Raw genomic sequence first — 22,765 nt, 5'->3', positions numbered from 1 at the left:
GAAAGGGCTCCGATGAAACAGCTGGTCCGCGTCCAGAACTTCTGTGTCTCCCGGGACGGCTACGGCGCCGGGGAGGGACAGACGCTCGAGCGCCCGTTCGGCAACAACGTCGACCCCGGCACCCTCATGTCCTGGGCGGGGGCCACCGCCCACTGGCCGAACCGGACCGATCCGGGCGGCACCCTCGGCCTGGACGACTACTTCACCCGCGACTTCACGAACAACATCGGCGCGGAGATCATGGGCCGCAACAAGTTCGGCCCGCAGCGCGGCCCGTGGGAGAACCTCGACTGGGAGGGCTGGTGGGGCGAGGAACCCCCGTTCCACACCCCGGTGTTCGTCCTCACCCACCACGAACGGCCGTCGCTCACCAAGGGCGAGACCACGTTCCACTTCCTCGACGCATCCCCCCAGGAAGCACTCGACCGCGCCTTCGATGCCGCCGGGGGCAAGGACGTGCGCATCGGCGGAGGAGTCGCCACCGTCCGGCAATTCCTGGAGGCCGATCTCATCGACTCGCTGCACGTCGCCGTCGCGCCCGTCGAAGCAGGCGCCGGTGAACGACTGTGGGAGAGCCCCGATGAGCTGACCGACCGCTTCCACCTGGAACGGGTGCCGAGCCCTGGCAGCGAGATCGTGCACCACCTGCTCTGGCGCAAGTGACCGTCCGTCCGAACGAAAGGCCCTACGCCCGGTCGAGCCGCAGCCGCTCCGCCCGCGGCAGCTTCGCCACCACGAGGTCGTAACTGTCCTCGATCAGCTCACGCAGCTTCGCGTCCGGCAGACCGGACACCGTCACGGTGTTCCAGTGCCGCTTGTTCATGTGCCACCCCGGCGCCACGGCCTCGTACTCCTCCCGGAGCCGCACCGCGTCGTCGGGGTCGCACTTGAGGTTCACCGTCAGGGGCCGTGCGTCCAGCGCGCTCAGCGCGAACATCTTGCCGAGCACCTTGAAGACGGACGCCTCCGGCCCGAACGGGAACTCCTCGACGCTTTCGTTGAACCCCAGGCAGAACTCCCTGAGCTGCTTCGGTGTCATGCTGTCGCCTCCTCCTCGGGAGCCACCGGCTCCACCAGCACCGTGACGATCTTGTTCCGCCGGCCCGCCGGGGACTCCGCGGTCAGCCGCAGCCGACGTCCGTCGGGGAGCCGGACCTGGGACGAGGCGCCCGCGATCGGGACCCGGCCCAGCGCCTTCGCGAGCAGCCCGCCGACGGTCTCCACGTCCTCGTCGTCGTACTCGTCGAGGCCGAACAGCTCGCCGAGGTCGCCGATGTCCAGCCGGGCCGTCACCCGGAAGCAGCCGTTCTCCAGCTCCTCGACCGGCGGCAGCTCGCGGTCGTACTCGTCGGTGATCTCGCCGACGATCTCCTCCAGGATGTCCTCGATGGTGACGATGCCCGCCGTGCCGCCGTACTCGTCGATGACGACGGCGACGTGGCTGCGCTCCTGCTGCATCTCCCGCAGCAGGTCACCGGCGTTCTTCGTGTCGGGCACGAACGCCGCCGGGCGCATCGCCGTGGAGACCAGGTCGGCCTCGGAGTCGCGGTTGATGTGCGTCTTGCGGACCAGGTCCTTGAGGTAGACGACGCCGACGATGTCGTCCTCGTTCTCCCCGGTGACGGGGATCCGCGAGAAGCCCGAACGCAGCGCCAGCGTCAGCGCCTGCCGGATCGTCTTGTAGCGCTCGATGCAGACCAGGTCGGTGCGCGGCACCATCACCTCACGCACGAGGGTGTCCCCGAGCTCGAAGACGGAGTGCACCATTCGGCGCTCGTCGTCCTCGATGAGCGACTCCTGCTCGGCGAGGTCGACCATCGCCCGCAGCTCGGCCTCGCTGGCGAACGGTCCCTTGCGGAAACCCTTGCCGGGCGTCAGCGCGTTGCCGAGGAGGATCAGCAGCTGCGGAATCGGTCCCATCACCCTGGCGAGCGGCAGCAGCACGTACGCCGCCGCGGTGGCCGTGTTCAGAGGGTGCTGGCGGCCGATCGTGCGCGGCGAGACGCCGATGGCGACGTACGAGACGAGGACCATCACGCCCATGGCGACGGCGAGCGCCTCCCAGGTCTCCGGGAACTCCTTCAGACAGGAGTACGTGACGAGCACCCCGGCCGCCATCTCGCAGGCGACCCGCACCAGCAGGGCGACGTTGAGATAGCGCGTCGGATCGGCCGCGACCTGTTCCAGCTTGTCGCTGCCGCGCCGCCCCGAACGGACCGCCTCCGCCGCCCGGAAACTCGAGGTCCGCGCGATACCGGCCTCGGCGCAGGCCGCGAGCCAGCCGACGACGACCAGCAGGACGACCCCGAAGACGAGAGGCAGGCTCACGAGACGGTGGGTGCGGGGGACGGACCGGTCAGTCCGTGCTCGCCGCGCCAGCCGTCCACGATCGCCGCCTGGAGACCGAACATCTCGGCCTTCTCGTCGGGCTCCTCGTGGTCGTAGCCGAGCAGATGCAGCACCCCGTGGACGGTGAGGAGCTGGAGCTCCTCGTCCATGGAGTGCTGCGTCTCGGCGTCCTCGCCCTGCTTCTTCGCGACCTCGGGGCAGAGCACGATGTCGCCGAGGAGCCCCTGCGGGGGCTCCTCCTCGTCCTTGGACGGCGGGCGCAGCTCGTCCATCGGGAAGGACATGACGTCCGTCGGGCCCGGCAGGTCCATCCACTGGATGTGGAGCTGTTCCATGGCGGCGGTGTCCACCACGATCACCGAGAGCTCGGAGAGCGGGTGGATCCTCATGCGCGCGAGCGCATAGCGGGCGATGTCGAGGATCGCCTGCTCGTCGACCTCGGTTCCGGACTCGTTGTTGACGTCGATCGACATGGTGCGCTGCTACTGCTTCCCGTTGCGTCGGCCCCGGCCGTTGCCGGCCCGGCCCTCCTGGCTGTCCCCGTTGTCCCGGCTGTCGTACTTCTCGTACGCGTCGACGATACGGCCGACCAGCTTGTGCCGGACGACATCCTGGGACGTGAGCCGGGAGAAGTGCACGTCGTCGATGCCTTCGAGGATGTCCTGCACCTGCCGCAGACCGCTCTTGGTGCCGTTCGGCAGGTCGACCTGGGTGACGTCACCGGTGACGACGATCTTCGAGTCGAAGCCGAGCCGGGTCAGGAACATCTTCATCTGCTCGGCGCTGGTGTTCTGGGCCTCGTCCAGGATGATAAATGCATCATTAAGGGTTCTACCCCGCATGTACGCCAGCGGCGCCACCTCGATCGTGCCCGCCGCCATCAGCCGCGGGATCGAGTCGGGGTCCAGCATGTCGTGCAGGGCGTCGTAGAGCGGGCGAAGGTACGGGTCGATCTTGTCGAAGAGCGTGCCGGGCAGGAAGCCGAGCCGCTCACCGGCCTCGACCGCCGGGCGGGTCAGGATGATCCGGCTGACCTGCTTGGACTGCAGGGCCTGGACCGCCTTGGCCATGGCGAGGTAGGTCTTGCCCGTACCGGCGGGGCCGATGCCGAAGACGATCGTGTGCTGGTCGATCGCGTCGACGTACCGCTTCTGGTTGAGCGTCTTGGGGCGGATCGTGCGCCCCCGGCTGGACAGGATGTTCTGCGTGAGCACCTCGGCCGGGGTCTCCGTGCCGTCCGCCTGGCCGTTGTCGGTGGCCTTGAGCATCGCGATCGAACGTTCCACAGCGTCCTCCGTCATCGGCAGACCGGTGCGGAGCACCAGCACCATCTCGTCGAACAGGCGCTGGATCAGGGCGATGTCCGCCGTGGTGCCCGTCGCGCTTATGTCATTGCCCCGGACGTGGATGTCGGCCGCCGGGAACGCCGCTTCGATCACGCGCAGCAGCGAGTCGCCCGCTCCCAGCAGCATCACCATCGGGTGTGCGGCCGGGATGCTGATGTGGGCGCGCGCCTGCGGCTGTGTAGGTGTCTGAGTCATGGGCCGGCCCTCGGGCCTGCACATACCTCCCGTTGCAGGGTTCTCGCGGCTCGAAAACCTCGTGTGCACCAAGCCTACGACTCCACGCTGACAACACCGAGAGGTTTTCGCAGGCGGGAGGAGTCGGCTCGGTTACGGGCGGAAGCCGATCGTCGGGACGGCCCGGCGCAGCGGCCAGGGGCGGGCGGCCGCCGGGAGCAGGTCCTGGAGGAAGGCGTAGCGCTGGAGCGCGGCCGGGTCCTGGTCGGCCACGGTACGGATCCGCTGCCACCAGGCGGCGATCTCCTCCCAGCCGGGGGCCGAGAGCGAGCCGCCGAACTCCTGGACGGAGAGGGCCGCGGTGAGGCCGGCGAAGGCGAGACGGTCGGCGAGCGGCCAGTTGGCGAGGGTGCCGGTGACGAAGCCCGCGACGAAGACGTCGCCCGCGCCCGTCGGATCCAGGGCCTCGACCTCGATCGCGGGGACCTCGGCGGTGGTGCCGGTGGCCGCGTCGACCGCGTACGCGCCCTCGGCGCCCAGGGTGACGACGGCGAGCGGGACGCGCTCGGCGAGGGCGTGGGCGGCGGCGCGCGGGCAGTCGGTGCGGGTGTAACGCATGGCTTCCTCGGCGTTGGGGAGGAAGGCCTGGCAGTGCGCGAGGTCGGTCAGTCCGTCCAGGTCCCAGCGGCCCGTCTCGTCCCAGCCGACGTCGGCGAAGACCGCGGCCCCCTGCCGGGCCGCCGCGGCCACCCAGGGCTCGCTGCGGCCGGGGACGAGGGAGGCGATCGCGGCCCGGGTCCGCGGCGGGCACCGGGGTGAGGTGGCCGCGGGGGCGCCGGGGGGCGCGAAGGCGGGCGGGGGCGGGGCCTCGTGGCCGTGCGAGACCATCGTGCGCTCGCCCTCGTACGCCATGGAGACGGTCACCGGGGAGTGCCAGCCGCGGACGGTGTGCGACATGGACAGGTCGATGCCCTCGCCCTGCTCCAGGGCGTCCCAGCAGTACTCGCCGTAGTGGTCGTCGCCGAACGCGGCGGCCAGTGAGGTGTGCAGGCCCAGCCGGGCGAGCGCGGTGGCCATGTTGGCGACGCCGCCGGGGCTGGAGCCCATGCCGCGGGCCCAGGACTCGGTGCCGCGCACCGGTGCGCTGTCCAGGCCGGTGAAGATGATGTCGAGGAAGACCGTGCCGGTGAGGAACACGTCGAAGCCGGGGTCCTGCGGTGCGCGCAGCCCGTCCAGTGGGTCGATGGCTGGAATGTCGGTGCTCACCTTGCGCTCCCCGGTCGTGGCGGTTGCGGCCAGTGTGCCCGATTCCCGCCTGCGCGTGCGGGGCCCGCGCCGGGGCCAGTGGCGGGGCCCCGTACGCAGCGGCTGACCTGCATAAACATGCGCGGCTACCCGCATGAAAACACGGCAAACGCTTAAGTGACTCAGATCACACCAGGTCGGCTTTCGGTCGGCGGCAGGCACTTGATACAAATTGGCCCGCGACCACCGTTGGGGATGTATCCGGCGAGTGTGCCGACTCCCCGCATTTTCCGCGTTCCCCGCAGTTCCCCCCTTCGCATTTCTCGCATCGCCCCCCTCTGTCTTCTCCGCCTCCTCTGGCATGTCTTCAGGAACGCCCATGTCCCCGCGCCGCGCCGCGTGGCCCCTGGTTGCCGTGTTCACCGCCGGTTACCTCGCCGCCTACCTCCTCCCCACCATCGTGGGACGGCTCTCCGTCTATCTCGGTCTCACCACGGCGCAAGCCGGTCTGGTCGGCAGCGCACTGCTGCTGAGTTCGGCCTCGGCCGGCTTCTGCCTGGCGGGCCGCGTCGAGACGTACGGGCCACGGAGACCGGCGCGGATCGGGCTGACGCTGGCCGTGCTGGGGTACGGCTGCGCCGCGCTGGCCGGCTCCGTGCCGCTCGTGGTCCTGGGCGCGGTGGTCGGGGGTTTCGGTTCCGGTACGGCGACCGCGGTCGCCGCGGCCGGCATCGCCGCCCAGCGTGATCCGCACCGGACCTCGTCCCTGGGGCTGTTGAGCGTCTCGGCGACCGCGGGCGCCCTGTATCTGACGGTCCCGCACCTGGGCGGCGGTCACCGGCTGCCGTTCGCGTCGATCGCGCTGGTCGCGCTGCTCGTCTGGCCGGCCACCTCCCGGCTCGGCACTCCGGTCCCGGCGGGTCCCGCCGTCCCGGCGTCGGGCCGGCTGCCGCACCGCCGTTCGGGCCTGGTGCTGGCGGGCGGCATGCTCGTCTGGTCCATGGCGCAGAACGCGCTGTGGGGGGTCAGCAGCCGCATCGGCGTCGATCAGGTCGGGCTCTCCGAGGTCACGATCGGCGCGGTGTTCGCCGCCGCGCTGGGCGCCGGTCTGCTCGGCGTGATGGGCGCCGGGGTGCTGGGGGCCCGGCTCGGACGGGCGGTGCCGATCGGCCTGGGCACCGTGATCATCGCGGCGAGCATCGTGCTCAGCTCGTCGGCCGGGAGCCTCGGCTCGTTCGCGACCGGCGAGATCCTGTGGAACACCGTCTACCCGGTGGTCCTGTCCTATCTGATCGGTCTGGCCGCCTCCCTGGACGTGCGCGGCCGCTGGGCGGTCCTGGCGGGCTCGGCCTCGTCGGTCGGCGTGGCCTGCGGTCCGGTGCTCGGCAGTGTGCTGTCCGAGGGGGCCGGCTTCCCGGTGATGGGGCTGATCCTCGGCACCGTGACGCTGCTGGTCGCGGTGCCGGTGACGGCGGTGGCCCTGCACACCGGTGGCCGTCCGCTGGTGCCGGGTTCGGTGCGCCGCAGGGGCGGCGCTCCGGCGGCGCTGCTCGCCGTCACCACCGGTGCGGTGCCGGGCGCGGTCCCGAAGCTGGGCGCGCCCGAGCAGGCCGTCACGGAGATCAGCCTGCCCGCGCTGCGCCGCAGGCGCCTGGTCAGGAGTGCGTTCCGGACGGCCGGCCCGTCGGGCGCCGGTCAGTCGAACGCGTACGCCTCGACCTCCGACAGGTAGCGCGCCCTGCGCTCCTCGTCGTGGTCGAGGAAGGCCGCCTCGAAGGAGTTGCGGGCCAGGGTGCGCAACTGCTCGCGGTCCAGGCCGAGCGCCTCGTGAACGGCGTGGAAGGTGTCGCCGACGTACCCGCCGAAGTAGGCGGGATCGTCGGAGTTCACCGTGCAGAGCAGTCCGGCGTCCATCATGGCCGGCAGCGGATGCTGCTCCAGCGTGTCGATGGCGCGCAGCCGTACGTTGGACAGCGGGCAGAGGGTGAGCGGCACCCGGTCGGCGACCAGCCGCTTCACCAGCTCCGGGTCCTCCATGCAGCGCAGCCCGTGGTCGATGCGTTCCACACCGAGTACGTCGAGCGCCTCGGTGATGTAGGCGGGCGGGCCCTCCTCGCCCGCGTGGGCGACCTTGCGCAGTCCGAGCGCGTCGGCCGCCGCGTACACCTCGCGGAACTTGGCGGGTGGGTGGCCGACCTCGGCGGAGTCCAGACCGACGGCGCTGATCCGGTGCAGATACGGCTTCGCGGCCTCCAGCGTCTCCATCGCCGAGTCGGCGGACTGGTCGCGCAGGAAGCACATGATGAGCTGGGTGGAGATGCCGTGCTTCTCCTCGCTGCGCTCCAGCGCCCGGCCGAGTCCCTCGACGACGGTGCCGATCGGGACGCCGCGGGCGGTGTGCGCCTGCGGGTCGAAGAAGATCTCCGCGTGGCGTACGCCCTGGGCGGCGGCGCGGGCGAGGTAGGCGTCGGCGAGTTCGGTGAAGTCGTCCTCGGTCCGCAGCACGGCCATCAGCGCGTAGTACAGGTTGAGAAAGCTCTGCAGGTCGTCGAAGAGGTAGGCGGTGCGCAGCTCCTCGGTGTCCGCGTAGGGCAGCGGCACGCCGTTGCGTGCGGCGAGCGCGAAGGCCAGCTCGGGTTCGAGGGTTCCTTCGATGTGGAGGTGGAGTTCCGCTTTGGGGAGGTGCACGTGTTTCTCACTTACGCAGGGGTCGTGCGGTTCGCTGTGACGTCTTACGGGTGACGGCTCGGTACGGGGACCCGCATCAGGTCCTGGGCGACGGTCAGTTCGCCCTCGTACCCGGCCGCCCTGGCCTGGGCCTCGAAGAGTTCCGGGTCCGGGTAGCGCTGGGAGAAGTGCGTGAGCACGAGGTGCCGTACGCCCGCTTCCCGTGCGACCCGGGCCGCCTGTCCGGCGGTCAGGTGGCCGTGGTCGGTGGCCAGTGCCTCGTCCTCGTCGAGGAAGGTGGACTCGATGACCAGCAGGTCGCAACCCTCGGCGAGTGCGTACACACCGTCGCACAGCCTGGTGTCCATGACGAACGCGAACCGCTGTCCGCGCCTGGGCTCGGATACGTCGTCGAGGGTGACGCCGCCGAGGGCGCCCTCACGCTGGAGCCGGCCGACGTCCGGTCCCGCGATGCCGTGCGCGGCGAGCTTCGCGGGAAGCATGCGCCGCCCGTCGGGCTCGGCCAGCCGGTAGCCGTACGACTCGACGGGGTGCGAGAGCAGGTGGCTGCTGAGGGTGTACGCGTCCGTGGTGGCCAGCGGCCCGTCGGCGGCGACCGGGGCCTCGGTCAGCGCGACGGATTCGCGGTAGGCGGTGGCGTACCGGAGCCGGTCGAAGAAGTGCTGTCCGCTCGCCGGGTAATGCGCGGTGACGGGGTGCGGGACCTGGTCGAGGTTGATCCGCTGGATCACCCCGGCGAGGCCCAGCGAGTGGTCGCCGTGGAAGTGTGTGACGCAGATCCGGTCGATGTCGTGCGCGGCGACACCGGCCCGCAGCATCTGGCGCTGGGTGCCCTCGCCGGGATCGAAGAGGATGCCGTCGCCGTCCCAGCGCAGCAGGTAGCCGTTGTGGTTGCGGTGCCGGGTCGGGACCTGGCTGGCGGTGCCGAGGACGACGAGTTCGCGTGCGGACACGGGTGCGGCTTCCTTGTTCCGGTCCTGCGCCTATCCGGGGGGCCACTGGAGGCCGCGGCCGCCGAGGACGTGGGCGTGTGCGTGGAAGACGGTCTGCCCGGCTCCGGCGCCGGTGTTGAACACGACCCGGTACCCGGTCCCGTCGACCTTCTCGTCGGCGGCGACGCGCCCGGTCTCGGCCAGCACGTCGGCGAGGATCTGCGGCTCGGCAGCGGCGAGGGACGCGGCGTCGGGGTGGTGGGCGCGGGGGATGACGAGGACGTGGGTGGGGGCCTGGGGGTTGATGTCGCGGAAGGCGACCGTGGTGTCGGTCTCCCGGACGATGGTGGCCGGGATCTCACCCGAGACGATCTTGCAGAACAGGCAGTCGGGCTGCGGTTCTCCTGCCATGGGGGGCGCTCCTCTGTCTCGTTGATCCGTTACGGAGCAGCCTAGCGGTGCCCCGCGCCTGGCCGGCGTCCGAGGCGCGGGGTGCGGGGTGCGGGGCGGAGCGCCCTCAGCCCCGCCGGCGTCCGAGGCGCGAGGCCCGGAGCACAGCCGCCTCCCCCAGCCCCGCCGGCGTTTGAGGCGGAGGCCCGGAGCACAGCCGCCTCCCCCAGCCCCGCCGGCGTTTGAGGCGCGGGGTCCGGGGCGGAGCCCCGGTTACGGGAAGGGGCGGGGAGGGGAACAGGCCCGCCGCAGGCGCCCCGTCCCACCGGCCCGGGCAGCCGCACCGAGCCCAGCCACCACCGCCCGCCCACGCCACCCCGCCCCGCGCCAAAATCACTCCGGCAGCGACGGCGCCGTCTTCGCCGGCGTCCGCGCCAGCGACTCCAGCGCGATCCGGATCGCCTCGTCCAGCTGCGGGTCGCGGCCCGCCGCATGGTCCTGCGGGGTCATGACGACCTCGACGTCGGGGTCGACGCCGTGGTTCTCGACGCCCCACCCGTACCCCTCCAGCCAGAAGGCGTACTTGGGCTGCGTGACCAGCGTGCCGTCGACGAGCCGGTACCGGCTGTCGATGCCCACCACGCCGCCCCAGGTGCGTACGCCGACCACGGGCCCGATGTTCAGCGCCTTGATCGCCGCGTTCACGATGTCGCCGTCCGAGCCGGAGAACTCGTTCGCCACGGCCACGACGGGGCCGCGCGGCGCGTCACCCGGGTAGCTGTAGGGCCGCATGCCGCGGGGCAGGTCCCAGCCGACGATGCGGCGGGCCAGCTTCTCCACGACCAGCTGCGAGGTGTGGCCGCCGCGGTTCTCCCGTACGTCCACGACCAGGCCCTCGCGGGCGACTTCGGTGCGCAGGTCGCGGTGGATCTGCGCCCAGCCCGAGCCGACCATGTCGGGGACGTGGAGGTAGCCGAGGCGCCCGCCGGACTGCTCGTGGACGTACGCGCGCCGGTCGGCGATCCACGCGTGGTAGCGCAGCGCCTCCTCGTCCGCGATCGGCACGACGACGACATGGCGCGGGTCGCCGCCGTCGACCGGTGAGACGGTCAGCTCGACGGGTTTGCCGGCCGAGCCGGTGAGCAGCGGTGCCGGACCGGTCAGCGTGTCGACCGGGTGGCCGTCGACGGCCGCGATCGTGTCACCGGCACGCACCGCGACGCCGGGCGCGGCGAGCGGCGCCCGGGCGGCCGGGTCGGAGGTCTCGGACGGCAGGATGCGGTCGATGCGCCAGCTCCCGTCGTCCGCCCGGGAGATGTCGGCGCCGAGCAGCCCCTGCCGGGCGGAGTCGTCGCGCCAGCCGCCGGAAGGGGTCACATAGGCGTGCGAGGTGCCGAGTTCGCCCTGGACCTCCCAGAGGAGGTCGATGAGGTCGTCGTGGGTGGCGACGCGCTCCAGGACCGGCCGGTAGCGGTCCAGGACGCCGTCCCAGTCGATGCCGCCCATGTCGGAGCGCCAGAAGTTGTCCCGCATGATGCGCCCGGCCTCGTCGTACATCTGACGCCATTCGGCGGCCGGGTCGAGGGTGCGGCGCACGCGGGACAGGTCGACGGTGACGTTGCCGTCGTCGCTGTCGTCGTCGGAGGCGGACACCCGGCTGTCGGACGGGACGACGCGCAGCTTGCCGTGGCTGTGCAGGACCAGCCGCTTGCCGTCACCGCTGACCGCGAACCGGCTGATGTCGGAGGCGAGTTCCTCGCAGCGCAGCTTCTCCAGGTCGTACCGCTCCAGGACGGTCTCGGGGCCGTTGGCGTCGGGGGTGGCCGCACTCGTGCCGAGCACTCCGGTCACCGGGTGGCGCAGCCACAGCAGACCGTCCCTCGCGGCGCGCAGCGAGGAGTAGCTGGCGGCCTCGACGGGCAGCGGCACGATCCGGTCGGCGAGGCCGTCCAGGTCGATGCGGGTGACGGGGAGCGCGGTGGGGTTGTCCTCGCCGTCGCCGCCCTTCTCCTTCTCGGTCGGGCGGCCGTGGAGCTGCGGCCCGAACGGCGAGGGGGTGGTCGCGGCGAGCGTCAGCAGGTGCGGACGGCAGGCGCCGATGAACGCCATGTCGAAGACGTGGGCGTCGTAGATGGGGTCGAAGGCGCGCTCGGAGAGGAAGGCGAGGTGCTTTCCGTCGGCGGTGAAGGCGGGCGCGAAGTCCCGGAAGCGCAGCGGGGTCGCCTCGGAGACCGACAGGTCCGCCAGGTGCGCGAGCTTGAGCTGGCTCAGTGGCTCGGGGCCGGGGTGCGACCAGGCGAGCCAGGCGGAGTCGGGCGAGAAGACGAGGCCGGAGGCGTCGCCGTGCTCGCTGCGGTCCACCTCGTGGACCTCGCCGCTCTCCCGCTCGACGATCAGGACGCGTCCGTCGTGGGCGGCGACGGCGAACCGGCTGCCGTCGGGGGCCGGTGCCAGGTCGAGGACCCGGCCGATCCGGCCCGCGGCGAGGCGGCGCGGCACGGCTCCCGGGCCGGTCCCGGTGGCGGGTGCGCACTCCAGCGCGTCGTCGCCCTCTGCGTCGGTGACCCAGACGACGTGCTGGTCGCCGTCGGCCTGGAAGGCGTGGGGCAGCCTGGCCCGTACGCCGGGCTCGACGGCGAGCGCGCGGGCCGGGCCCTCGCGGTGGGTGACCCAGTGGACGGCGCCGCGGGATCCGACGGCGCTGCCGCGGCCGGTGCGGTCGGGGGACGCGGTGTGCAGGTGGCTGCCGGCGTGGACCGGGTGCGGCTGGAGGTCGGCGCGCTGGCCGCCGAGCCGGATGTCGAGGCGGCGGGGTTCGTCGCTCTCCAGGCTGTCCAGGAGCCAGAGTTCACCGGCGGACGCGTAGGCGACGCGCGTGCCGTCGGTGGTGGCGTGCCGGGCGTAGAAGTCGTCGACGCCGGTGTGCCGGCGCAGGTCCGTGCCGTCGGGGAGGGAGGAGTAGAGCGCGCCGACGCCTTCGTGATCGGAGAGGAAGGCGATCCGCTCGCCGACCCACAGGGGGCACTCGATGTTGCCGTCGAGCGCTTCGTGGACGCGTACGAACTCCGCCGGGTCCTCTTCGGCCGCGATCCACAGCTTGCCCGCGGTGCCGCCCCGGTAGCGCTTCCAGGTGGCCGCCTCACGCCCCATGGTGGCCGAGAGCAGCAGGACCCGTCCGCCGGGACCGTACGCGAGGGAGCCGACCGGCCCGTACGGGAGGGTCCGGGCGGGACCGCCGTCGACCGGGACGGCCCGGGCCCAGCTGCGCCGCAGCGAGACCTGGCCCTGGGTGCTGGTGACCAGCACGTCGCCGTCGGGGGTCCAGCCGCGTACGGCGGTCCGCGCGTCACCCCAGTGCGTCAGCCGCCGGGAGGAACCGCCGTCGACGGGCGCGAGGTGCACCTCGGGCGCCCCGTCCCGGGTGGACGTCCAGGCGACGAGGGTGCCGTCGGGCGATATGCGCGGCTGGGTGACGGGACGGTTGTCGGCGCTGACCCGCCAGGCTCGGCCGCCGTCGAGCGGCGCGAGCCAGACATCGTCCTCGGCGGTGAAGACGATCGAGTCGCCCTGGACATGGGGATACCGGAGGTAGGAAGGCTGTGTCACACCGATCACCCTAGGCCGCGCCAGTGGCCGGCGGAACGGAGATGGCCGGAGTCCGCCGTACGGTGCATGCCCGGCACACGCAAAAGGCGTGCACGCAACGGGGCGGGCGCCTACGCGCCGGCTGTGCCGAATGCCCGGGCGGCTCCGGTCACTTGCCCTGGGGCCTCTCGGTGACCGTGACGGTCACCGTGACCGTCGGCCGGGCCCCTCCGCCGCCGCCCCCGCCGCCGCCCTTGCCGTCGTCCGGCGCGGCGGTCGGGAGCGGCGCCTCGCAGTTGCCGAGCAGGCTGGCCCGGAACACCGTGCGGCCGTCGGCCTTCGCGGTCAGGTCGCCGCGCACGCACCGGCCGTCGACCGCCTGCCGGACCTGGCCGGCGACCGTGATGTCCCGGCCGTCCTTCGTCCTGCCGCTGCAGTCGACGTCGGCGATGCGACGCGGGGAGGCGGTGGCCGAACCCGCCCGTGCGGGCGACGCCTTGGCTCCGCCCCCGTTCACGTTCGCCGTGCAGGTCAGCCACTGCACGTCGACACCTTCGTGCTCCAGTGCACGGGTGGCGGTCCGGTCGGTGGTCACGGCGATGGACGCGGTGTTGAGCCCGTCCGTGGGTTCGCACGCGGTGACGCCCACGACCGCGGTGGCCGCGAGGCAGACCGCGGCCGGAATACGACGGGTCGCCCGGCGACCCCACGCCCTTGATGTCCCCATACGGGCAGCTTCCCACCGCCCTTGACCCGGCGGTAGACCGCTTGCGGCCACAACCACTCGAAAGGGAAGCTCTTATGACCAGCGGCCCGTGCGCCCGAGCAGCAGCGCGGTCGCCGCGGTGCCCGCCGTCGAGGTGCGCAGTACGGTCGTTCCGAGCCGGCAGGTCCGGGCGCCGGCGGCGGCGAACACCGCCAACTCATCGGGTGAGACGCCCCCTTCGGGGCCGACGACCAGCACGATCTCGCCCTCGTCGGGCAGTTCGACGGTGGCCAGTGGCTCACTCTCGCAACCACGGTCCTCGTGCAGAACCGCCGCGAAGTCGGACGTGGCCAGAAGTGCGGCAACCTGTTTGGTCGTCATCGCGTCCACCACGTCCGGGAACCGCACGCGGCGCGACTGCTTGCCGGCCTCGCGGGCCGTATTGCGCCACTTCGCCAGGGACTTGAGGCCGCGGTCGCCCTTCCACTGGGTGATGCAGCGGGCGGCCTGCCACGGCACGATCGCGTCGACACCGGTCTCCGTCATCGTCTCGACGGCGACCTCGCCCCGGTCTCCCTTGGGCAGCGCCTGGACGACGGTGATGCGGACGCCGGGACGGGGTTCCTCGTGGACGGACTCCAGATCGGTGATCACCAGCCGGTCCTTGCCCTCGGCGGCCATCACGACACCTTCGGCCCATCGCCCGCGCCCGTCCGTCAGGACGACGTCCTCACCGGCGTGCAGGCGTTTCACCGAGACGGCGTGCCGGCCCTCGGGGCCTTCCAGGACGAACTCCGGCCCCTGCGGCAGCTGTTCGACGACGAAGACGGGTGCCGTCACTGTGTACTCCTCGTGCTCAGTGCCGTCCGTGCGGCGTCCAGTTCCTCGGCGAGCAGTCTGACCAGCCGGCCGGCGGGCAGTTCGCGGGCCATCCGGTGGCCCTGCCCGGCCCACAGTGCCATGCCCTGCGCGTCCCCGGCCTTGGCCGCCGCCTTGCGCAGCGCGGCCGTCAGATGGTGCACCTGCGGGTAGGCGGCGGGGGCGTACGGTCCGTGCTCGCGTACGAAGCGGTTGACAAGGCCGCGGGCCGGGCGGCCGGAGAACGCCCGGGTCAGGGTGGTGCGGACGAACAGCGGGTTGGTCAGGGCCTGCTTGTGGAGCAGATGGGCGCCCGACTCGGGGCAGGGCAGGAAGGCGGTGCCGAGCTGCGCGGCGTCGGCGCCCGCCGCCAGCACCGCGGCGATCTGGGAGCCGCGCATCAGCCCGCCCGCGGCGATGACCGGTATCTGCACGGTCTCGCGGACCTGGGCCACCAGGCAGAGCAGTCCGGTACCGGCGCCGTCGGCCTGCGGGTCGTCGCGGAACGTGGAGTGGTGGCCGCCCGCCTCGACGCCCTGGGCGCAGACGGCGTCGGCGCCCGCCCACTGGGCGGCCTGGGCCTCCTCCGGCGAGGTGACCGTGACGACGGTGTACGTGCCCGCCGCGGCGAACGCGTCGAGGGTGTCGCGGGAGGGGCATCCGAAGGTGAAGGAGACGACCGGGACGGGGTCCTCCAGCAGGATGGCGAGCTTGGCCTCGTAGCCGTCGTCGCCGCAGGCGTCGGTGTCGCCGAGCGGGGTCTCGTACCAGGAGGTCTCGCCCGCGAGCTGGTGCCGGTACACCTCGACCGCGGCCGGGTCGGCGAGGTCGGGCTGCGGCATGAAGAGGTTGACGCCGAAGGGCTGGCCGGTGAGGCCGCGCACCTGTTTGATCTCGTTGTACATGCCGTCCGCCGTCTTGTACCCGGCGGCCAGGAAACCGAGCCCGCCGGCCTCGGCGACGGCCGCGACGAGCTGCGGGCAGGACGTGCCGCCCGCCATCGGGGCCTGCACGATCGGATACCGGCAGAGATCGGTCAACTCGGATGACATGACCGCATCGTGTCATGTCCTTCGTGTCCCGCGATGCCCACCCCGCTGCCACGTTTTGTCCGCAATGCGGTACGGGCCCGGAAACCGGGCCCGTACGACATCGGTGCGTGGATCTAGCGGCCGTTGAACGCGTCCTTGAGGCGCGAGAACAGGCCCTGCTGCCCGGGCTGGAACTGGCCGGTGGGCCGCTCCTCGCCGCGCAGCTTCGACAGCTCGCGCAGGAGGCGTTCCTGTTCCGGGTCCATCTTGGTCGGGGTCATCACCTCGACGTGCACGATCAGGTCGCCGCGCCCGCCGCCCCGCAGGTGCGTGATGCCGCGCCCGTGGAGCGGGACGGACTGGCCGGACTGGGTGCCCGGCCGGATGTCGACCTCCTCCAGACCGTCGAGCGTCTCCAGCGGCACCTTGGTGCCGAGGGCCGCCGCCGTCATGGGGATGGTGACCGTGCAGTGCAGATCGTCGCCGCGCCGCTGGAACACGGCGTGCGGCAGCTCGTGGATCTCGACGTAGAGATCGCCGGCCGGGCCGCCGCCGGGGCCGACCTCGCCCTCGCCCGCGAGCTGGATGCGGGTGCCGTTGTCGACACCGGCGGGGATCTTCACCGTGAGCGTGCGCCGCGAGCGGATGCGGCCGTCACCGGCGCACTCCGGGCACGGCGTCGGCACGACCGTACCGAAGCCCTGGCACTGGGGGCAGGGCCGCGAGGTCATGACCTGGCCGAGGAAGGACCGGGTGACCTGGGAGACCTCGCCGCGGCCGCGGCACATGTCACAGGTCTGGGCGGAGGTGCCGGGTGCGGCGCCCTCGCCGCTGCAGGTCGTACAGACGACGGCCGTGTCGACCTGGATGTCCTTGGTCGTACCGAAGGCCGACTCGGAGAGGTCGATCTCCAGCCGGATCATGGCGTCCTGGCCGCGGCGCGTGCGCGAACGGGGTCCGCGCTGCGACGACGCACCGAAGAACGCGTCCATGATGTCGGAGAAGTTGCCGAAGCCGCCCTGTCCGAATCCGCCCGCGCCGCCACCGCCTCCGGAGGCGGACAGCGGGTCGCCGCCGAGGTCGTAGACCTGCTTCTTCTGAGCGTCCGACAACACCTCGTAGGCGGCGTTGATCTCCTTGAACCGCTCCTGGGTCTTCGGATCGGGGTTCACATCCGGGTGCAGCTCGCGGGCGAGCCTCCGGAAGGCCTTCTTGATCTCGTCCTGCGAAGCGTCGCGGCGCACGCCGAGTACGGCGTAGTAGTCGGTGGCCACTTACGACTCCGCCAGGATCTGTCCGACGTAACGTGCCACTGCGCGTACCGCTCCCATCGTTCCGGGGTAGTCCATGCGGGTCGGTCCGACCACGCCGAGTTTGGCGACTGCCTCGTCGCCCGAACCGTAGCCGACCGCGACGACGGACGTGGAGTTGAGCCCTTCATGGGCGTTCTCGTGCCCGATACGTACGGTCATGCCCGAGTCCTTGGCCTCGCCGAGCAGCTTCAGCAGCACGACCTGCTCCTCCAATGCCTCCAGCACCGGCCGGATCATCACAGGGAAGTCGTGCCCGAAGCGGGTGAGGTTGGAGGTGCCGCCGATCATCAGCCGCTCCTCCGTCTCCTCGACGAGGCATTCGAGGAGGGTCGAGAGCACGGTGGACACGGTTGACCGGTCCTCGCTCTCGAAGGATTCCGGCAGGTCCTGCACCAGCTGCGGGACGTCCGCGAAGCGGCGTCCCACGACCCGGCTGTTGAGCCGGGCCCGCAGATCGGCGACCGAGGTCTCACCGAACGGCGCGGGGCAGTCGACCAGCCGCTGTTCGACCCGGCCGGTGTCCGTGATCAGCACGAGCATCAGCCGGGCGGGGGCCAGCGGCAGCAGTTCCACGTGCCGCACCGTCGAGCGGGTCAGCGAGGGGTACTGCACGACGGCGACCTGCCGGGTCAGCTGCGCGAGCAGCCGCACGGTACGTCCCACGACATCGTCGAGGTCGACCGCGCCGTCGAGGAAGTTCTGAATGGCGCGGCGCTCCGGCGACGACAGGGGCTTGACGCCCGCGAGCCGGTCGACGAAGAGCCGGTAGCCCTTGTCCGTCGGGATGCGTCCCGCGCTGGTGTGGGGCTGGGCGATGAAGCCCTCGTCCTCCAGCACCGCCATGTCGTTGCGAACGGTGGCCGGGGAGACCCCCAGCTGGTGCCGCTCCGTGAGCGCCTTGGAGCCGACGGGCTCCTCGGTGCCGACATAGTCCTGGACGATGGCGCGCAGCACTTCGAGTCTGCGTTCGCTGAGCATCGCGCACACCTCCAGCTGTGTCCTCGGTGGTTCCCGGGCCGTTCCCGGATCCCGCCCTGGCACTCGGTACGTACGAGTGCCAGCGGTCCCCCGCCAGTGTACGGCGACGGGGCGGCCCCCTAGCAAGGGCGACCGGCCACGCCACCGCGCGACTGCGCAGGTCGATGCCGATAGCGTCGCCGTATGGACGCCTCTTGGGAAGAGTTCGGCTGGGAGCGACTCGGACACGGTGTGGGCCGGCGACGGCTCCCGGTGTGGGATGCGACGGTCGCCCTGGTGTGCGGGCCGGACGGAGTGCTGCTCTGCGACACCGGTTCGTCACTCCGTGAAGCGGCCGGGGTGCGTGGCCAGGCACAGGCGCTGCTCGGCCGGAGGGTGACGCATATCGCACTCAGCCACCCCCATTTCGATCACGTGCTGGGCACGGCGGCCTTCGCCGGGACGCAGGTGTTCGCCGCGGTCGGCATGACGGATCTGCTCAGGCGCGGGGCGGACGAACTGCGCGACGACGCGGTGCGGCACGGTCTGCCCGCACACGACGCGGCCGAGTCCGCCGATGTACTGGTGGCGCCGCATCACGAGGTGTCGGCCGAGTGGACGCTCGATCTGGGCGGCGGGCGCGAGGTGCTGCTCGCGAACGTGGGCCCGGGGCACAGCGGCCACGATCTGGCGGTGTTCGTCCCCGCCGCCCCGAGCTCGCCCGGCTCCCCCGCGATCGTGTTCTGCGGCGACCTGGTCGAGGAGTCCGGCGAGCCCCAGGCGGGCCCGGACGCCTTCCCCGGGCACTGGCCGGCGGCGCTGGACCGGCTGCTGGAGCTGGGCGGCGAGGACGCTCTGTACGTGCCGGGGCACGGGGCCGTGGTGGACGCCGCGTTCGTACGGGCGCAGCGCGACGCCCTCGCTGCCAGGTTCGGCGTGTCGTAGTCCGCTCGCCGCTTATCGTCGTCCGATGCGCAGCTACCAGCCGGACCTGACCCCGCCGTGGAAGAAGTCGGCCCCCGCCCCCGAGGTGCCCGCCGACCCGGATCTGGTCGTGGAGGAGGCCGTCACCGGATTCTGCGGAGCGGTGATCCGCTGCGAGAAGACGGCCGAGGGCCCGACGGTGACCCTGGAGGACCGCTTCGGCAAGCACCGGGTCTTCCCGATGGCGCCGCGCGGCTTCCTGCTGGAGGGCCGCGTCGTCACGCTGGTCCGCCCCGCGGCGGGCGGCCCCGCCAGGCCCGCCCGTACGGCCTCCGGTTCGCTTGCGGTGCCCGGTGCGCGGGCCCGGGTGGCGCGGGCGGGGCGGATCTACGTGGAGGGCCGGCACGACGCGGAACTGGTGGAGCGGGTCTGGGGCGACGACCTGCGCATCGAGGGCGTGGTCGTGGAGTACCTGGAGGGCATCGACGACCTCCCCGCGATCGTCCGCGAGTTCGCCCCGGGTCCGGACGCGCGCCTCGGGGTGCTGGTCGACCATCTGGTCCCGGGCTCCAAGGAGTCCCGCCTCGCCGCGCAGGTCTCCGACGGGAACGTCCTGGTGGTCGGCCACCCGTACATCGACGTGTGGGAGGCCGTGAAGCCGTCGTCCGTGGGGATCGCCGGCTGGCCCGTGGTGCCCCGCGGCCAGGACTGGAAGACAGGCGTGTGCCGGGCGCTGGGATGGCCGGAGAACACGGGCGCGGCATGGCAGCGGATCCTGTCCACGGTCCACTCCTACCGCGACCTGGAACCGGCGCTGCTGGGCCGGGTCGAAGAACTGATCGACTACGTGACAGCGCCTCCCGCGTAGGGTCGCACCTCCAGCCCCTCGGGCACTCCTCCGCGCGGCCCGCGCCCACCCCCTCAGTCCACCAGGTCCCGCACCACCGCATCCGCCAGCAGCCGCCCCCGCAAGGTCAGCACCGCACGCCCCTCCCCGTACGGCCCCGGCTCCAGCAGCCCGTCCGTCACCGCGCGTCCCGCCGCCGCGAGACCCGCCGGGGCGAGCAGCGACAGCGGGCAGCCGTCGACGAGCCGCAGCTCCAGCAGGATGCGCTCGACCCGCCGGTCCTCCGCGGAGAGGATCTCGCGGCCCGCGCCGGGCGAGCGTCCCTCGGCCAGCGCCTGCGCGTACGCCCCCGGGTGCTTCACGTTCCACCAGCGCACGCCACCGACGTGGCTGTGCGCGCCGGGTCCGGCTCCCCACCAGTCCGCCCCGCGCCAGTACAGCTCGTTGTGCAGGCAGCGGCCCTCGGGCGTCCGGGACCAGTTCGACACCTCGTACCAGGAGAAGCCGGCCGCGGCCATCGCCTCGTCCGCGATGAGGTAGCGGTCGGCGTGCGCGTCGTCGTCCGTCATCGGGATCTCGCCACGCTTGATCCGGCGGGCCAGCTGGGTGCCCTCCTCGACGATCAGGGCGTACGCCGACACATGGTCGGGCCCGGCGCCGATCGCCGCGTCGAGGGAGGCGCGCCAGTCGTCGTCGGACTCGCCGGGGGTCCCGTAGATCAGGTCGAGGTTGACGTGCTCGAAGCCGGCGGCCCTCGCCTCGGCGACACAGGCCTCGGGCCGGCCGGGGGTGTGGGTGCGGTCGAGGATCTTCAGGACGTGCTGCCGGGCGCTCTGCATCCCGAAGGAGATCCGGTTGAAGCCGCCTTCGCGCAGCTCGGCCAGGTAGGCCGGTCCGACGGACTCGGGGTTGGCCTCGGTGGTGATCTCGGCATCGTCCGCGAGGCCGAACTCCTCCCGGATCGCGGCCAGCATCCGGACCAGGTCGGCGGCGGCCAGCAGGGTCGGCGTGCCGCCTCCGACGAAGACCGTACGGACCTGGCGGGGGTCGTCGCCGAGGACCTTGCGGGCCTGGCGGACCTCGCCGACGAGATGGGAGGCGTAGTTGTCCCGGGAGGCCAGCGCACCGCCGGAGCCGCGCAGCTCGGTGGCGGTGTAGGTGTTGAAGTCGCAGTAGCCGCAGCGGGTCGCGCAGTACGGCACGTGCAGGTAGAAGCCGAGCGGGCGGTCTGCGGCGCCTTCCAGGGCGTGGCGGGGCAGCGCCCCGTCGTCGGGTACGGGTTCACCATCGGGCAGTACGGAAGGCATACCGCCCATTGTCGCGCGCCGCCCGGCAACCGGACGCCACGCCCGGGACCGGGCTACTCGGCCTGGAGGACCAGCAGCGCCAGATCGTCGTCCGGCGGGCGCTCGGCGAAGGCGTGCACGGCGTGCTTGATGCGGTCCGCGATGCCTTCGGCGGTCAGCCCGGTGCAGCCGGAGAGCGCCTGGGCCAGCCCGTCCCCGTCGTCGAACATCAGCGCCCCCGAGCGCCGCTCGGTCACCCCGTCGGTGACGCACAGGAGGCTGTCGCCGGGGGCCAGGTCGAAGCTCTGGGTCTCGTACACGGCGTCGTCCATGACGCCGAGGAGCAGCTGCGGTTCGGCGGCCGGGCGCACCGTGCCGTCGGGCCGCAGCAGCAACGGGAGCGGGTGCCCCGCGCTGACCAGGGTGCAGCGCGCGCCACCGCCGGGCAGCGGCACGAGCTCCCCGTACAGCAGGGAGAGGAAGCGGGACTGGCCGCTGTCCGGCGAGTGCTGGCCGCCGGCGGCGGCGACCATGAGCGCGGCCGCCTCCGCGGCCTCCATGGCGTCGTCGAGGAGCAGCCGGTTGAGGCGGACCAGGACCTCGTCGGCCTGGAAGCCCTCGCGGGCCAGCAGCCGCAGCCAGGGGCGGGCCAGCCCGGTCACGACGGCCGCCTCGGGGCCGCTGCCCTGGACGTCGCCCAGGACGAAGCACCAGCGGTCGCCGGGGCACGGGAAGATGTCGTAGAAGTCACCTCCGACCACTCCGTCGTCGCTGGGCTCGTAGACCAGGGAGCTGGCGACGCCCGGTATCTCGGCGACCTTGCTGGGCAGCAGTCCGCGCTGGAGGATGCGGCTGATGGTGGCCTGCCGGGTGTAGGCGCGGGCCGCGCCTACGGCGAGGCCGACCCGGCGTACGAAGTCCTCGATCAGGGCGGTGACCTCGTCGGGGACGCGGGCGATGCCTTCGCGGCCGAGGAGTACGGCCCCGAGGGTGCGGCCGCCCGAGGTGATCCGGTAGGCGAGCGTGACGCCTTCGGTCCCGTCCGGCTGCCCGCCGTCCTCCGTGCCGCCGGGCCAGGGCAGCGACACCGGCCCGGTCCCGACCCGCTCCGGGAGCCGGAGGGGGTCGCCCTCCAGCAGGGTGCGCAGGGGCTGGATGCGGCTCTCGTCGACGTGCCAGACCTTGGCGAGCCGCGGGACGGCGGCGCGGCCGGCGGTCTCGGGCTCCAGCCAGATCGCGCACCAGTCGGCGAGCCGGGGCACGAGTAACTGTCCGGCGAGCGCGGCCACGATGTCCTCGTCGAGCTGGCCGGCCAACAGGTCCGATGCCTCGGCGAGGAACGACAGCGCGCCACGGCCCGCCCAGTCCGCGTCGTCGCGCAGGGCGCGGCGGGCGGTGGGGGCGAGCAGTTCGGCGGCGCGCAGTCCGCGCTGGAATCCGGGCGCCGTACGGGTGTCGGGGAAGGGGTTCCAGTCGTCGACGGGGAGCCGGGCCCAGACGGTCTTGAGGCCGGTGCGGTAGGTGATGCCCCAGCGTTCGGCGAGGGTGGCGACGAGCTCCAGGCCCCGCCCGTACTCGGCGGGCTCCCCCGCCGCGTCCTCGCTCACGGAGCCGTGCTCGGGGCGGTCGCTGCGCACGGCGCGGGCGGGGTGGTGGTCGGAGACCTCCAGGACCAGCGCGGAGTCCTCGTCCTCGGTCGCCTCCTCCAGCCGGAAGAGGAGGTCGACGTGGGTTCCGGCGTGCACGACGGCGTTGGTGACGAGTTCGCTGACGACGACCGCCGCGTCGTCGGACAGCCGTTCGCTGAAACCCACGGCCGCGGGCAGCCCGAGCCCGCTCCATTCGGCGAGCGCCGCCGCGACGAACCGCCGGGCCGCGGAGGGCGCCAGCAGATTCCCGGGCAGGCTCGTCCGGGCGACGGGCTGCGCGCCCGTGGACGCGCCAGTGGTTCCGGGACGCTGCACGATGTCCCGCTGCAAGGGAATGGACCCCACAGGGCGGCTCCTGACCTGTTCTCGCTCTGCCTGTTCTCCGTTAGGGCCTTTCAACACGGACAGAGTGACAGATCGGCCCTTCGCATACGCGTCGAGTTACCGAAGTGCCTGGAGAACACGGCCCGGCCCCCCGCGCGAGG

At 72.4% G+C, this 22,765-nt stretch carries 20 protein-coding genes; 4 read left to right on the top strand and 16 right to left on the bottom strand.

Translation table 11 applies throughout. From position 1 onward, the window contains the following. The first annotated feature begins 12 nt into the window (after window positions 1-12). Complete coding sequence (locus tag ABTX18_RS05775) at window positions 13-663, top strand: dihydrofolate reductase family protein (RefSeq protein WP_352121473.1); 651 nt, start codon at window positions 13-15, stop codon at window positions 661-663. A 22-nt stretch (window positions 664-685) separates the two neighbouring features. Here the strand turns inward: ABTX18_RS05775 and ABTX18_RS05770 are convergent, their stop codons facing one another. From ABTX18_RS05770 to ABTX18_RS05750, 5 genes are all read right to left on the bottom strand, one after another. Beyond that, window positions 686-1,039, bottom strand: a complete 354-nt coding sequence (locus ABTX18_RS05770) for an MmcQ/YjbR family DNA-binding protein (RefSeq protein WP_352121472.1) — start codon at window positions 1,037-1,039, stop codon at window positions 686-688. Beyond that, window positions 1,036-2,328 carry a hemolysin family protein gene (locus ABTX18_RS05765; RefSeq protein ID WP_352121471.1) on the bottom strand — a complete coding sequence of 431 codons (1,293 nt, stop codon included), beginning with the start codon at window positions 2,326-2,328 and terminating at the stop codon, window positions 1,036-1,038. The genes ABTX18_RS05770 and ABTX18_RS05765 overlap by 4 nt, the downstream gene beginning before the upstream one ends. Then, a complete protein-coding gene (gene ybeY / locus ABTX18_RS05760) occupies window positions 2,325-2,822 on the bottom strand; it encodes an rRNA maturation RNase YbeY (RefSeq protein ID WP_352121470.1) in 498 nt (165 codons plus the stop codon). The genes ABTX18_RS05765 and ybeY overlap by 4 nt, the downstream gene beginning before the upstream one ends. A 9-nt stretch (window positions 2,823-2,831) precedes the next feature. After that, a complete protein-coding gene (locus ABTX18_RS05755) occupies window positions 2,832-3,890 on the bottom strand; it encodes a PhoH family protein (protein WP_352121469.1) in 1,059 nt (352 codons plus the stop codon). Between the two features lie 132 nt (window positions 3,891-4,022). After that, window positions 4,023-5,135, bottom strand: coding sequence for a carbohydrate kinase family protein (locus ABTX18_RS05750; RefSeq protein WP_352121468.1), 1,113 nt, complete (start codon window positions 5,133-5,135; stop codon window positions 4,023-4,025). Between the two features lie 358 nt (window positions 5,136-5,493). Between ABTX18_RS05750 and ABTX18_RS05745 the strand changes: the two genes are divergently transcribed. Then, entirely contained in the window at window positions 5,494-6,846 is a 1,353-nt protein-coding gene (locus ABTX18_RS05745) for an MFS transporter (RefSeq protein WP_352121467.1), read from the top strand. Here ABTX18_RS05745 and ABTX18_RS05740 read toward each other — a convergent pair. From ABTX18_RS05740 to hrcA, 9 genes are all read right to left on the bottom strand, one after another. Beyond that, window positions 6,810-7,802 carry an adenosine deaminase gene (locus ABTX18_RS05740; protein WP_352121466.1) on the bottom strand — a complete coding sequence of 331 codons (993 nt, stop codon included), beginning with the start codon at window positions 7,800-7,802 and terminating at the stop codon, window positions 6,810-6,812. The two genes, ABTX18_RS05745 and ABTX18_RS05740, sit on opposite strands and share 37 nt — an antisense overlap. A 44-nt stretch (window positions 7,803-7,846) precedes the next feature. After that, window positions 7,847-8,755 (bottom strand): ribonuclease Z, encoded by a 909-nt coding sequence (locus ABTX18_RS05735; protein ID WP_352121465.1) that lies wholly within the window; start codon window positions 8,753-8,755, stop codon window positions 7,847-7,849. A 30-nt stretch (window positions 8,756-8,785) separates the two neighbouring features. After that, window positions 8,786-9,145, bottom strand: a complete 360-nt coding sequence (locus ABTX18_RS05730; protein WP_352121464.1) for a histidine triad nucleotide-binding protein — start codon at window positions 9,143-9,145, stop codon at window positions 8,786-8,788. A gap of 372 nt (window positions 9,146-9,517) precedes the next feature. Continuing rightward, the gene (locus tag ABTX18_RS05725) at window positions 9,518-12,730 is read right to left on the bottom strand and encodes a S41 family peptidase (RefSeq protein ID WP_352121463.1); all 3,213 of its coding nucleotides are present in this window, start codon (window positions 12,728-12,730) and stop codon (window positions 9,518-9,520) included. Between the two features lie 148 nt (window positions 12,731-12,878). Continuing rightward, a complete protein-coding gene (locus ABTX18_RS05720; RefSeq protein WP_352121462.1) occupies window positions 12,879-13,436 on the bottom strand; it encodes a hypothetical protein in 558 nt (185 codons plus the stop codon). Between the two features lie 72 nt (window positions 13,437-13,508). Beyond that, entirely contained in the window at window positions 13,509-14,255 is a 747-nt protein-coding gene (locus tag ABTX18_RS05715) for a 16S rRNA (uracil(1498)-N(3))-methyltransferase (RefSeq protein WP_352121461.1), read from the bottom strand. After that, window positions 14,252-15,325 carry a nitronate monooxygenase gene (locus tag ABTX18_RS05710; protein WP_352121460.1) on the bottom strand — a complete coding sequence of 358 codons (1,074 nt, stop codon included), beginning with the start codon at window positions 15,323-15,325 and terminating at the stop codon, window positions 14,252-14,254. The genes ABTX18_RS05715 and ABTX18_RS05710 overlap by 4 nt, the downstream gene beginning before the upstream one ends. Before the next feature lie 113 nt (window positions 15,326-15,438). Further along, window positions 15,439-16,578, bottom strand: a complete 1,140-nt coding sequence (gene dnaJ / locus ABTX18_RS05705) for a molecular chaperone DnaJ (RefSeq protein ID WP_352121459.1) — start codon at window positions 16,576-16,578, stop codon at window positions 15,439-15,441. After that, a complete protein-coding gene (gene hrcA, locus ABTX18_RS05700) occupies window positions 16,579-17,595 on the bottom strand; it encodes a heat-inducible transcriptional repressor HrcA (protein ID WP_352121458.1) in 1,017 nt (338 codons plus the stop codon). A 183-nt stretch (window positions 17,596-17,778) separates the two neighbouring features. Here hrcA and ABTX18_RS05695 point away from each other — a divergent pair, with 183 nt between their 5' ends. Further along, window positions 17,779-18,519, top strand: a complete 741-nt coding sequence (locus tag ABTX18_RS05695) for an MBL fold metallo-hydrolase (RefSeq protein WP_352121457.1) — start codon at window positions 17,779-17,781, stop codon at window positions 18,517-18,519. A gap of 25 nt (window positions 18,520-18,544) precedes the next feature. Next, window positions 18,545-19,366, top strand: coding sequence for a DUF3097 domain-containing protein (locus ABTX18_RS05690; protein WP_352121456.1), 822 nt, complete (start codon window positions 18,545-18,547; stop codon window positions 19,364-19,366). Window positions 19,367-19,419: 53 nt separating this feature from the next. Here ABTX18_RS05690 and hemW read toward each other — a convergent pair whose 3' ends face one another. Continuing rightward, window positions 19,420-20,652 (bottom strand): radical SAM family heme chaperone HemW, encoded by a 1,233-nt coding sequence (gene hemW / locus ABTX18_RS05685; protein WP_352121455.1) that lies wholly within the window; start codon window positions 20,650-20,652, stop codon window positions 19,420-19,422. A gap of 53 nt (window positions 20,653-20,705) precedes the next feature. Continuing rightward, window positions 20,706-22,610, bottom strand: coding sequence for a SpoIIE family protein phosphatase (locus ABTX18_RS05680; protein WP_352121852.1), 1,905 nt, complete (start codon window positions 22,608-22,610; stop codon window positions 20,706-20,708). Between the last annotated feature and the right edge of the window lie 155 nt (window positions 22,611-22,765).

Origin of the sequence: Streptomyces sp. NPDC096323, from assembly GCF_040302845.1 — a bacterium.
Taxonomy (GTDB): Bacteria; Actinomycetota; Actinomycetes; order Streptomycetales; family Streptomycetaceae; genus Streptomyces.
Note: the sequence above shows the minus strand (reverse complement) of the source record. Positions and strands in the feature narration are given on the sequence as shown.

Bases quoted from the DNA above. Each gene is read 5' to 3' on its own strand.
- ABTX18_RS05695 (WP_352121457.1), top strand. From the start codon at position 17,779: ATGGACGCCTCTTGGGAAGAGTTCGGCTGGGAGCGACTCGGACACGGT.
- hrcA (WP_352121458.1), bottom strand. From the start codon at position 17,595: ATGCTCAGCGAACGCAGACTCGAAGTGCTGCGCGCCATCGTCCAGGAC.
- ABTX18_RS05755 (WP_352121469.1), bottom strand. From the start codon at position 3,890: ATGACTCAGACACCTACACAGCCGCAGGCGCGCGCCCACATCAGCATC.
- ABTX18_RS05690 (WP_352121456.1), top strand. From the start codon at position 18,545: ATGCGCAGCTACCAGCCGGACCTGACCCCGCCGTGGAAGAAGTCGGCC.
- ABTX18_RS05720 (WP_352121462.1), bottom strand. From the start codon at position 13,436: ATGGGGACATCAAGGGCGTGGGGTCGCCGGGCGACCCGTCGTATTCCG.
- ybeY (WP_352121470.1), bottom strand. From the start codon at position 2,822: ATGTCGATCGACGTCAACAACGAGTCCGGAACCGAGGTCGACGAGCAG.
- ABTX18_RS05710 (WP_352121460.1), bottom strand. From the start codon at position 15,325: ATGTCATCCGAGTTGACCGATCTCTGCCGGTATCCGATCGTGCAGGCC.
- ABTX18_RS05745 (WP_352121467.1), top strand. From the start codon at position 5,494: ATGTCCCCGCGCCGCGCCGCGTGGCCCCTGGTTGCCGTGTTCACCGCC.
- ABTX18_RS05775 (WP_352121473.1), top strand. From the start codon at position 13: ATGAAACAGCTGGTCCGCGTCCAGAACTTCTGTGTCTCCCGGGACGGC.
- ABTX18_RS05730 (WP_352121464.1), bottom strand. From the start codon at position 9,145: ATGGCAGGAGAACCGCAGCCCGACTGCCTGTTCTGCAAGATCGTCTCG.
- ABTX18_RS05770 (WP_352121472.1), bottom strand. From the start codon at position 1,039: ATGACACCGAAGCAGCTCAGGGAGTTCTGCCTGGGGTTCAACGAAAGC.
- hemW (WP_352121455.1), bottom strand. From the start codon at position 20,652: ATGCCTTCCGTACTGCCCGATGGTGAACCCGTACCCGACGACGGGGCG.